The 11,005-nt window shown below is 70.5% G+C and carries 6 protein-coding genes and 1 pseudogene; 1 reads left to right on the top strand and 6 read right to left on the bottom strand.

Annotated elements, in window-relative coordinates:
* Positions 1-249 (bottom strand): annotated as a pseudogene (locus tag QZX79_RS01590) (carbohydrate kinase family protein); the annotation flags it as partial.
* A gap of 136 nt (positions 250-385) precedes the next feature.
* On the opposite strand from QZX79_RS01590, the gene QZX79_RS01585 reads away from it, so the two are divergent.
* Positions 386-1,744, top strand: coding sequence for a 6-phospho-beta-glucosidase (locus tag QZX79_RS01585; protein WP_294563700.1), 1,359 nt, complete (start codon positions 386-388; stop codon positions 1,742-1,744).
* Between the two features lie 86 nt (positions 1,745-1,830).
* Here QZX79_RS01585 and mgrA read toward each other — a convergent pair whose 3' ends face one another.
* From mgrA to glgX, 5 genes are all read right to left on the bottom strand, one after another.
* Complete coding sequence (mgrA, locus tag QZX79_RS01580) at positions 1,831-2,877, bottom strand: L-glyceraldehyde 3-phosphate reductase (RefSeq protein ID WP_294563698.1); 1,047 nt, start codon at positions 2,875-2,877, stop codon at positions 1,831-1,833.
* A gap of 47 nt (positions 2,878-2,924) precedes the next feature.
* Positions 2,925-4,475 (bottom strand): FAD-dependent monooxygenase, encoded by a 1,551-nt coding sequence (locus tag QZX79_RS01575; RefSeq protein ID WP_294563695.1) that lies wholly within the window; start codon positions 4,473-4,475, stop codon positions 2,925-2,927.
* A gap of 2 nt (positions 4,476-4,477) precedes the next feature.
* Positions 4,478-6,229 carry a malto-oligosyltrehalose trehalohydrolase gene (gene treZ / locus QZX79_RS01570; RefSeq protein WP_294563692.1) on the bottom strand — a complete coding sequence of 584 codons (1,752 nt, stop codon included), beginning with the start codon at positions 6,227-6,229 and terminating at the stop codon, positions 4,478-4,480.
* Positions 6,226-8,544, bottom strand: a complete 2,319-nt coding sequence (treY, locus tag QZX79_RS01565) for a malto-oligosyltrehalose synthase (RefSeq protein WP_294563690.1) — start codon at positions 8,542-8,544, stop codon at positions 6,226-6,228. The genes treZ and treY overlap by 4 nt, the downstream gene beginning before the upstream one ends.
* A 74-nt stretch (positions 8,545-8,618) precedes the next feature.
* Positions 8,619-10,805, bottom strand: a complete 2,187-nt coding sequence (gene glgX / locus QZX79_RS01560) for a glycogen debranching protein GlgX (protein WP_294563688.1) — start codon at positions 10,803-10,805, stop codon at positions 8,619-8,621.
* Positions 10,806-11,005: the final 200 nt, after the last annotated feature.

Below are 11,005 nucleotides of genomic sequence, written 5' to 3'. Positions count from 1 at the left end.
GGGGCCGGAGAACGCGGCGGCGAGGGTGGTGTGGAGGCCGAGCCGGGCCGCCGCGATGGCCTGGTTGGCGATCCCGCCGGGGCTGGAACCCATCCCGTCGGTCCACACCTCGGTGCCCGGGCGCGGGAGCTGATCCAGCCCGGTGAAGGTGATGTCGAAGAAGACCTGGCCGGCCAGCAGGAGGTCGAATTCGGGGTCGTCCGGAGACCGCAGCCCGGCGAGGGGGTCGAAGCGGTGCTGCTTAGCCATGTAGGGCACAATACTCGCTGCCCCCAACCGATAGGAGCCGATGTCGGTGGAAGGCAGGCCGTGGCCGGGCGCGGTGTGCTTGAATCTGCGTAGTGGCGCCGTCCCGTCCGGGACCGACGGGATGTTGAGGAGGACCATGAAGCTTGTGATCGTCGGCGGCGGGGGCTTCCGCGTCCCCCTGGTCTACCGCGCGCTGGGTTCCGGGCGGTTCGCGGGCCTCATCGACTCCCTCACCCTCGTCGACGCCGACTCCGGACGGGCCCGCGCGGTGGCCCGGGTCCTAGCGGCCATGCCGCCCGGGGCCGACGGCCCCACCCGGTCCCCCGCCGTCACCGTCGAGCCGGACCTCGACACGGCCCTGCGGGGGGCTGACATCGTCTTTGCCGCGATCCGCAGCGGCGGCACGGCCGGGCGGGTCCTCGATGAGCGGGTCGCGCTGGCCGAAGGGCTGCTGGGCCAGGAGACCGTCGGGGCGGGCGGGATCTCCTATGCGCTGCGGTCCATTCCGGCCATGCTTGACCTGGCGCGGAGAATGGCCGAGAAGTGCCCGCAGGCGTGGCTGGTCAACTTCTCCAATCCCGCCGGCATGGTGACCGAGGCACTCCAGCCGGTGCTGGGCCACCGGGTGATCGGCATCTGCGACTCCGCCTCGGGGCTGGTGGCCCGCGCCGCGGCCGCAGCCGGGCTTCCGGCCGTCTCCGGCTCCCTGGAGGGCGTCGATTACCTCGGGCTGAACCACCTGGGTTGGCTGCGGGGCCTGCACGCGGGCGGCGAGGACCGGCTGCCCGCCCTGCTGGCCGATCCGGTGCGCCTTTCCTCCTTCGAGGAAGGGCGCATCTTCGGCCCGGACCTGCTGCGGGTCCTGGGCGCCCTGCCCAACGAGTACCTCTTTTACTACTACTTCCACCGGGAGGCCCTGCGGGCCGTACGTTCGGCGGAGCGGACCCGCGGCGAGGTGCTTCTCGACCAGCAGCGACGGCTCTACACGGACCTCGAGGGGGCCGGGGACCCCTATCGGGTGTGGGAGGCGGCCCGGCTCGAGCGCGAAAGCGGCTACCTCGCCGAGGCGCGGGGGGCCGGGGAGGAACGTGACGAGGCCGATCTCGCCGGAGGAGGCTACGAGCGCATCGCCCTGCACCTGATGCATGCCCTGCTGACGGGGAACCCGGCCGAACTGATCCTCAATGTCCGCAACGGCGGCACGGTGCAGGGCCTGCCCGCGGACGCCATCGTCGAGGTGCCGGCCAGAGTGTCGGCCGCCGGGGCCGAGCCGCTTCCCGCGGCTGGCCCGCCCACCGGGCACCAGCTGGGCCTGATGAGCGCCGTCAAGGCGGTCGAGCAGGAGACGGTGCGGGCCGCCGTGCACGGGGACCGCGGCGCCGCGCTGCGCGCGTTCAGCCTGCACCCGCTGATCGACTCGGCGCACGCCGCGGCCGCGGTGCTCGCCGGGTACGAGCAGGCGTTTCCCGCCCTGCCGGCCCGCTGGCGGGGCTGACCGGCCGGGCTGCCGTCCCCGGCCGGAAACGGCGGAGCCCGCGTCCCGCCGGAGCGGCACGCGGGCTCCGGCCCGGTAGAACGGTGTCAGTCCTGCAGGGCCTCGGCCCACAGGTTGATCTCGGACTCGACGGCGAACTCTTCGATCGCGCGCAGTTCCTCGTTCGTGAACTCGAGGTTGGCCACCGCGCCGACGCTGCTCTCGAGCTGGGCGACGCTTGAGGCGCCGACCAGGGCCGAGGTGATCGGGGTGCCCTTCGCCTGGGGCCGCAGGATCCACGCGATCGCCATCTGGGCCAGGCTCTGCCCGCGGTTTGCAGCGATCTCGTTGAGACCCCGGACCCGGCGCAGGTTGTCCTCGGAGAGGTGCTCACCGGAGAGCGACTTGTCCGCGGCCGCCCGAGAATCCGAGGGGACCCCGTTGAGGTAGCGGTCGGTCAGCAGGCCCTGCGCCAGCGGCGAGAACGCGATGGAACCGGCGCCCACCGTCTCGAGGGCCTCCGGGAGGTTCGGGCTGCCGTTCTCGACCCAGCGGTTGAGCATCGAGTAGGAGGGCTGGTGGATCAGCAGCGGCGTGCCGAGGTCGCGCAGGATCGCGGCGGCCTCGATGGTCTTCTCGGGCGAGTAGGAGGAGATGCCCGCGTAGAGCGCGCGGCCGGAGCGCACGGCGGTGTCCAGCGCGCCCATGGTCTCCTCGAGCGGGGTTTCCGGGTCGGGGCGGTGGCTGTAGAAGATGTCGACGTAGTCGAGGCCCATGCGGTTCAGGGACTGGTCGAGGCTGGCCAGCAGGTACTTGCGGGAGCCGAAGTTGCCGTAGGGCCCGGGCCACATGTCGTATCCGGCCTTGCTGGAGATGATGAGCTCGTCCCGGAACGGCTTGAAGTCGTCGGCGAAGTGGCGACCGAAATTGGTCTCGGCGCTGCCGTAGGGGGGCCCGTAGTTGTTGGCCAGGTCGAAGTGGGTGACGCCAAGGTCGAAGGCCCGCCGCAGGATGGCGCGCTGCGTGTCGAAGGGCTTGTCGTCCCCGAAGTTGTGCCACAGCCCGAGGGACACGGCCGGCAGGTGCAGTCCGCTGCGGCCGACGCGGCGGTAGGGCATGGAGTCGTAACGGTCTTCTGCGGGGGAATAGGTCATGAAACCATCCTATGCGGACACCCTGGGGCTGCCCCGCGCCCGGGCGGTCAGGAGCGGGCTTCGGGTGTGGGCGTCCACCCCGCCGGAAGGGCCGCCCGGAGCGCGGAGACCCCGCGGTGGGCGGGGGCCTCGGCGGCGACGAACCCGTCCGGGCGCACCAGGTAGAACCGGTCCGGGCGCAGGCCCGCGGCGGGCGCCGCAGGGAACTGATGCACCGGCAGTCCAACGGCCCGGCCGAGCGCGTCGGCGAGTTCGGCGTCGGTGTCGCCGTAGCTGTGGACCTGCCAGACGGCGTCGGCGAGCGCGGCGAAATTGGGGCCCGTCCACGGCAGGCGGCGCCCGACCACCCGGCCCCTGCGGCCACGCGCCGCGGCCTTGGCCCCTTCGCTCATCCAGTAGTGGATGCGGATCTGCCCAAGGTACCCGGCGAACCGGGGGGCGATGGGTGCGGCCGGCAGCAGCCGGACGGCCACCGGCCCGGCCAGGCGCGGAAGGATCCTCCGCAGCGTCCGTGCGGTGGTGGCACCGGAGGTGACGCCTGCGAACACCCGATCGGTGACGCTGACCAGGCGCAGGGCGACGGGGCGCCGCTCCGCGTTATAGCGGTCGAGCAGTTCTTCCCCCGCCCGTCCGGCGAGGACGTCGGCCAGCTTGAACGCCAGGTTGTGGGCGTCCTGGAGCCCGGTGTTCATGCCCTGGGCTCCCACGGGTGAGTGGATATGGCCGGCGTCCCCGGCCAGGAACACGGGGCCGGCGCGGAAGGCCGCGGCCACCCGGTGGTGCACGCGGTAGGTGGAGAACCAGCGGGACGTGCCGTAGGTGACGCCGAAGAGCTCGCTCAGCCGTCCCCGCGCCACGTCCTCGACGATGTCGGCGGTGCCGGCGCTGCGCAGCACCCCGATCAGCCGGTGGTTTGTCTGTCCCTCCTCCGTCCCCTTCAGCGGGAAGGCGAGCAGGAAATCGTCACCGCTGAGCCGCAGTTCAACGGTGGCCGCCGAGAGGCCCTGGACGTCGAGGGCGTCGGCCACGTAGAAGACGTGTTCGTTGGTGACACCCTCGAAGGGGATGCCGCTCAGGGTCCGCACCGCGGAGGACCCGCCGTCGCAGCCCACCACATAGCGGGCAGTGACGGTGAGGGGCCCGTCCGACCCGGAGAACTCCGCCGTGGCGCCGTCGGGGCGGGCGCTGAGCCCGGTCAGCCGCCGGTTCCAGAGCACGTCCCCTCCCCTGCGCTGCAGCTCGGCCAGGAGGATCCGTTCGTTCTTGCTCTGTTCGAGGAAGTGAAGCCCGGGATGCGGGGTCAGTCCCTCCCCGAGGGCCGCCAGGGGGATCTCCCCGAAGGCCCGCCGACCGTAGCCCGGCTTGATGCTGAGGGCCTTCTGGGCCTGGTCGAGCACCGGGCCGATCACCCCCAGCTGGTCGTAGATCTCCATGGTGCGCGACTGGATCCCGAGCGCCCGGGACTCCCGGGTGGGTTCGCCCTTGCCGTCGGTGAGCACGGCGTCCACGCCGAGCCTGCGCAGCCAGGCCGCGAGCATCAGTCCGGTGGGTCCGGCACCGACGATCAGGACATCCGTGCTCACCTCGGAGGCGGCCATGATCAGCCGGCCGCGAGCGAGAGGATGAGGGACGCGTGGCCCGGCAGGGTTACCGTGTCGGCCCCGGTGCGGACCCCGTCCACCGTGGAGAGCAGCACCTGCGCCCCGTCGGCGGCCAGGGGGACCTCGCACTCTGCGGCGCCGAAGTTCAGGAGCACCGCGGTTCGTCCGCGTCGCAGCAGCAGCCAGCGGGCCGCCTCATCGAACTCCACCTCGATCGAGCGGAAGTCGCGGGTGTTCAGGTCCGGTTCGGTGGCCCGCAGCCGGATCAGCTCCCGGTAGGTGTCAAGCAGCTGCCGGTGTTCGGGCTTATCGCTTTCGGCCCAGTCGAGCTTGGCCGACTCGAAGGTCGCCGGGTCCTGCGGGTTGGGCACCGCGTTCGGGTCCCACCCCATCCGCTCGAACTCCCGAAGCCGTCCCTCCGCGGTGGCCTTGCCCAGTTCCGGCTCGGGATGGGAGGTGAAGAACGGCCACGGCGTGGTGGCGCCGTACTCCTCGCCCATGAACAGCATGGGGGTGAACGGACCGGCAATGGTCAGCACCGCGGCCTGTGCGAGCTGGGCGGGGTTCAGGGCGGCGCTGATCCGGTCACCGACGGCGCGGTTGCCGATCTGGTCGTGGTTCTGCGCGCAGACGACCAGCTGCAGCGGGGACACCCGGTCGGCGTCGAGGCGCCGCCCGTGGCTGCGCTCGCGGAAGGAGGAGTAGGTTCCGTTGTGGAAGAACCCCTCCTTCAGCACCTTGGCGAGGGCCCCGACGGAGTTGAAGTCGGCGTAGTAGCCCTCGGTCTCGCCGGTGAGGTTCACGTGCACGGCGTGGTGGAAATCGTCGCTCCACTGTCCGGCGAGCCCGTAGCCGTTCACGCTGCGGGACTCGATCAGGCGCGGATTGTTCAGGTCGGACTCCGCGATGAGGAACAGGGGCTTGCCGAGTTCCGCCGCGCACGCGTCGGTCTCGGCGGCGAATTCCTCGAGGATGTGCACGGCGCGTTCGTCGTGCAGCGCGTGGACGGCGTCGAGCCGCAGCCCGTCGACGTGGTAGTCGCGGAACCACATGAGCAGGTTCTCGACGACGTAGCGCCGGACCTCGTCCGAGGCCGGGCCGTCGAGGTTCAGGGAGTCTCCCCAGGTGTTGCTCAGGCCCTCGGTGAGGTAGGGGCCGAACTGGCCGAGGTAGTTGCCGCTGGGCCCCAGGTGGTTGTAGACGACGTCCTGGATGACGCCGAGGCCGCGCTGGTGGGCGGCGTCGACGAAGCGCTGGTAGGCCTCAGGGCCACCGTAGGTTTCCTGGACGGCGTACCAGAGCACCCCGTCGTAGCCCCAGTTGTGCGTTCCGTTGAACGCGTTGACCGGGAGGAGTTCGACGTACCGGACGCCGAGGTCGACGAGGTAGTCGAGCCGTTCGATGGCCGCGTCGAGGGTCCCTTCCCGGGTGAAGGTGCCAAGGTGCATCTCGTAGATCACCCCGCCGTCCATGCCGGGTGAGGACCAGCCGGCGTCCTGCCAGTCGTGCGCGGCCGGGTCGAAGGTCCGGGACAGGGCGTGGACGCCGTCGGGCTGGCGGCGCGAGCGCGGGTCCGGCACGGCGGTGGAGGACCCGTTCACCTTGTACCCGTAGTCGATGCCGGGCCCGGAGGGGGCGTCCGCCGGGGCGCTCCACCAGCCCCCGGTGGAGGCGCTCATGGGGTAGTCGGTGCCGTTGGCGGTCAGGACGAGGGACTCCGCGCGGGGTGCCCAGACGTCGAACGTGCTCATGCTGCATCCTCCTTGGTAAGAAGCGCTACGGGTAGGGCAGAGAAGAGGTCGGCGGCCGGGATGGTGCCGCCGTCGAACGTTTCGCCGGTGAGGGCGGAGGTGTAGCGGCCCTCGGGAAGCTCAACGGTGGTGCCGTTCCAGCCGCCGGCCTTCTCAAGTCCGGCGGGCAGCCGGGTGACGAACGTCAGCGCGCCGCCACGGTCGAAGGCAAAGAGGTGGTCCGCTGCGGGCCCGGAGGCGTGGACCGCCTCGTAGCCGGCGAACAGCTCCGGCCGGTCCCGGCGGAGCCGCAGCGCGCGGGAGACGACGAGCAGCTTGGCCCGTCCGTCCTCGCCCACTGCGGGCTGCGCGCCGAAGTCAAGGTCGGTGAGGGCCTGTTTCCGGGCTCCGTAGTCGACTTCCCGGCGGTTGTCGGGGTCGACGAGGGAGGCATCCCAGAACTCGGTGCCCTGGTAGACGTCCGGGACGCCGGGCATGGTGAGCTGCAGCAGCTTCATCGCCAGCGAGTTCGACCAGCCGGGGCGCTGGAGGAGCTCCACGAGCTGCGTGATGATGCCGGCCACGCGCTCGTCGTCGACGGCGGCGTCGACGGCGGCGTGCATCGCCGTTTCGAACTCCTCGTCGGGGGCGGTCCAGTGCGTGCTGGCGTCGGCCTCGCGGGCGGCCTTTTCGGCGTACGCGTGGGCGCGTTCCCGGCTGAGCGGCCACGCCCCGATGAGGGACTGCCACAGCAGCGGCGCGAAGGACGCGTCGCCGATCGGGGCGGCCTCGTTGAGGGCAGCCAGGGCCGCGGCCCACTCCCCGGGCAGTTCGGCGAGGACGGTGATGCGCGCCCGGGTGTCCTCGCTGCGCTTGGTGTCGTGGGTGCTCAGCGCGGTCATGGAGAGCGGGTTGCCGGTGGAGCGTCCCAGCAGGCGCCGGTGCATCTCCAGCGGGTCGAGCGCGAAGATCGACGGGTCCGCGCCCACCTCGTTGAGTGAGACAAGCCGGTTGTAGCGGTAGAAGGCGGTGTCCTCCACGCCCTTGGCCATGACCATGCCGGAGGTCTGCTGGAACCGGCGGGCCAGTTCGGTGAGTGCGGCGTCGGGCCCGCCCTCAAGGAAGGGGTCGAGGAGCGGGTGGAGGGTCTTGACCGCGGCGGCCAGGTCGGGGCGGCGCACCGAGGCGTCCCGCACCGCGTCGGCGAGGTAGTCGGCGCCGTCGGGCAGGTAGCTGCGGTAGACGGGGAAGCAGGTCAGCAGCTCGGCCAGGGCGTCGGCGGCCTCGGCCGGGTCGAGGCCCGCATCGGCCGGGACGAGCCGGGCCAGCCGCAGCACCTCCGAGCGCAGGATCCCGTCGGTGATTCCCCGCTTGGTGCCGTGGATCATTTCGTGGAACGGCTCGACAGGGACCAGGGAGGTGAGCTCGTGTTCCCCGGCCGGGTCGGTGAAGAGCCTGTCGATCTCGGCGAGCGCGTCGTAGCCGGTGGTGCCTTCGCAGGCCCAGCCCTCCGGGAGCTCCTCCCCGGGTTCGAGGATCTTCTCCACCAGGACGTAGGCGCCGCCGGTGAGCCGGCGCAGGTCCGCCAGGTAGCCGACGGGGTCGGCGAGTCCGTCGGGGTGGTCGATGCGCAGCCCGTCCACCAGGGCGTCCTCGAACCAGCTGCGGACCTGGCTGTGGCTTTCCTCGAAGACCCAGGGCACCTCGACGCGCAGGCCGGCGAGGGTGTTCACGGCGAAGAAGCGCCGGTAGTTCAGTTCGCTGTCGGCCCGGCGCCAGTTCACCAGCTCGTAGTGCTGGCGGGCGTGGACCTCGGCCGCGGTGTCACCGGGGCCGAAGGACCCCTCGGCGAGGGGGAAGCGGTGGTCGTAGTAGCGCAGTTCGCCGTCGACGACCTCCAGGGCGGACTCCTCGTCCGGGCCGTCTCCAAGCACCGGGATCCGGACCCGGCCCCCGCCGGCGTCCCAGTCGACGTCGAATGCCTCCGCCATGCGCGAGTCCCTGCCCCCGCGCAGCAGTTCCCACCACCAGGGGTTGTCGGCCGGGGTCTCGATGCCCATGTGGTTCGGGACGATGTCAACGAGCACACCCATGCCGGCGGCCCGCGCGGCGGCGGACAGCTCGGCGAGGGCCTCCCGTCCGCCGCGCGCCGGGTCGACCGTGGCGGGGTCGGTGACGTCGTACCCGTGGCCGGAGCCCTTTTCCGCCGTCAGGATCGGCGACAGGTACACCCAGTCCACCCCGAGGTCATGCAGGTACGGCACCAGGGCCGCGGCATCGCGCAGGTCGAATTCGCTTCGAATCTGCAGCCGGTAGGTCGATTTCGGTGTCTTCACGCATTTCCTCCTGGAGGGCTGGATGTCCTGACGGGTGCCGGGGCCCGGGCGGGCCCCGGCGGTGCGGGTCCGGGTTAGGGGGTTCCGGTCTTGGCTGTGACCTCATTGGCGAGGACGGCCAGGGATGCGGCCACCGAGTGGTCGAGGTCCTCCGCCTCCGTGTGGGCCCTCAGCACGACCATGGACTTGCCCGCGATGGAGGTCACGGCGCCCGCCGCCACGGCCTCGGTGTCGGCGTACTTGCCCGCGGTGTCGATCACGATGTCCCAGGCCGGCGCGTACTCCTCGGCCGGGATGGTGAAGTCGACGGCCTCATCGTGGGCGTTGAAGTACATCAGGAAGTTGGCGTCGGTGATGCGCTGGCCGCGCGCGTCCTTGCCCCGGATCCCCTGGCCGTTGAGGAACACCCCGATGGAGCGTCCGAAGCCGCTGTTCCAGTCCTCGGGGGCCATCAGCTCGCCGGCGGTGTCGAGCCACACAATGTCCGGCAGCACCTCGCCCTCGCCGCGGCGCACCGGGCGTCCGTCGAAGAAGCGCCGGCGGCGGAAGGTCGGGTGCTCGGAGCGCAGCCGGTTCACGGCGGCGGTGAACTCGAGCAGGGGCTGGTCCATCTTGTCCCAGTGCACCCAGCTGAGCTCGGAGTCCTGGGCATAGGTGTTGTTGTTGCCGTTCTGCGTGCGCCCGAGTTCGTCGCCGTGCAGCAGCATGGGGACGCCCTGGGAGAGCAGCAGGGTGGCGATGAAGTTGCGCTGCTGGCGGGCGCGCAGCCCCAGCACCTTCGGGTCGTCGGTGGGACCTTCGACACCGCTGTTCCACGAGCGGTTGTGCGATTCGCCGTCGTTGTTGTTCTCGCCGTTGGCCTCGTTGTGCTTCTCGTTATAGGAGACGAGGTCGCGCAGGGTGAACCCGTCGTGGGCCGTGACGAAGTTGATCGAGGCCACCGGCCGGCGGGCGGAGTGCTCGTAGAGGTCGGCCGAGCCGGTGAGGCGGGAGGCGAATTCGCCGATGCTCGAGGGCTCGCCGCGCCAGAAGTCGCGCACGGTGTCGCGGTACTTGCCGTTCCACTCCGTCCACTGCGGCGGGAAGTTGCCCACCTGGTAGCCGCCGGGTCCGACGTCCCACGGCTCGGCGATCAGCTTCACCTGGGAGACCACCGGGTCCTGCTGGACGAGTTCGAAGAACGCCGAGAGCCGGTCCACTTCGTAGAACTCGCGGGCCAGGGCGGAGGCGAGGTCGAAGCGGAAGCCGTCGACGTGCATCTCGGTGACCCAGTAGCGCAGGGAGTCCATCAGCAGCTGCAGGGAGTGCGGGTTGCGCACGTTGAGGGAGTTACCGGTGCCGGTGTAGTCCATGTAGTACTGCTTGTCGTCCTCCACCAGCCGGTAGTAGGCCGAGTTGTCGATGCCGCGCATCGACAGGGTGGGGCCCAGGTGGTTTCCCTCGGCGGTGTGGTTGTAGACCACGTCGAGGATCACCTCGATGCCGGCCAGGTGCAGTTCCTTGACCATGGCCTTGAATTCCTGGACCTGTTCGCCCTGGTCGCCCATCGACCCGTAGGTGTTGTGCGGGGCGAAGAACCCGATGGTGTTGTAGCCCCAGTAGTTGGAGAGCCCCTTTTCCTGAAGGGTGCTGTCGTTGACGAACTGGTGCACGGGCATCAGCTCGATGGCCGTGACGCCGAGCTTCTGCAGGTGGGCGATGACCGCGGGGTGCGCGACGCCGGCGTAGGTGCCGCGCTGTTCCTCGGGAACCTCGGGGTGGAGCATGGTCAGGCCCTTGACGTGGGCCTCATAGATGAACGACTGGTGGTAGGGCGTGCGCGGCCTGCGGTCCCCGTCCCAGTCGAAGAAGGGGTTGACGACGACGCCGAGCATCATGTGCGCGGCGGAGTCGTCGTTATTGACCGACAACTCGTCCCCGAAGTTGTAGCCGAAGAGCGCCTGGTCCCAGTCGATCTGGCCGTGGACGGCCTTGGCGTACGGGTCGAGCAGCAGCTTGTTCGGGTTGCAGCGGTGCCCCTCGGCAGGGTTGTTCGGACCGTGCACCCGGTAGCCGTACTTCTGTCCCGGGGCGACCTGCGGCAGGTAGCCGTGCCAGACGTAGCCGTCGACTTCCTTCAGGGGCACCTGCGTCTCGGTGCCGTCGTCCTCGAACAGGCAGAGCACGACGGACTCCGCAATTTCACTGTAGAGCGCGAAGTTCGTCCCCGTACCGTCATAGGTCGCCCCCAGGGGATACGCTTCGCCGGGCCATAGTTCCATGTTTGTGCTCCTTGGTGTGTTCATCGAAAGTTTGTTGCTGGGGGAAAAGTCAGGGTGGGCCGGGGCTGCCGGTGCGGGGCCCGGGATCGGCGGTCGGTGCCGGCAGGCGGCGCGGACAGCCGCCTGCGCCGGGACGCCTTCCCATGGTGTACCTCACGCGGGTAACGGGCACGTGAACACCGGTCAATCCGGTACCGCCA

Source organism: uncultured Arthrobacter sp. (assembly GCF_902805515.1).
Lineage (GTDB): Bacteria > Actinomycetota > Actinomycetes > Actinomycetales > Micrococcaceae > Arthrobacter_D.
Note: the sequence above shows the minus strand (reverse complement) of the source record. Positions and strands in the feature narration are given on the sequence as shown.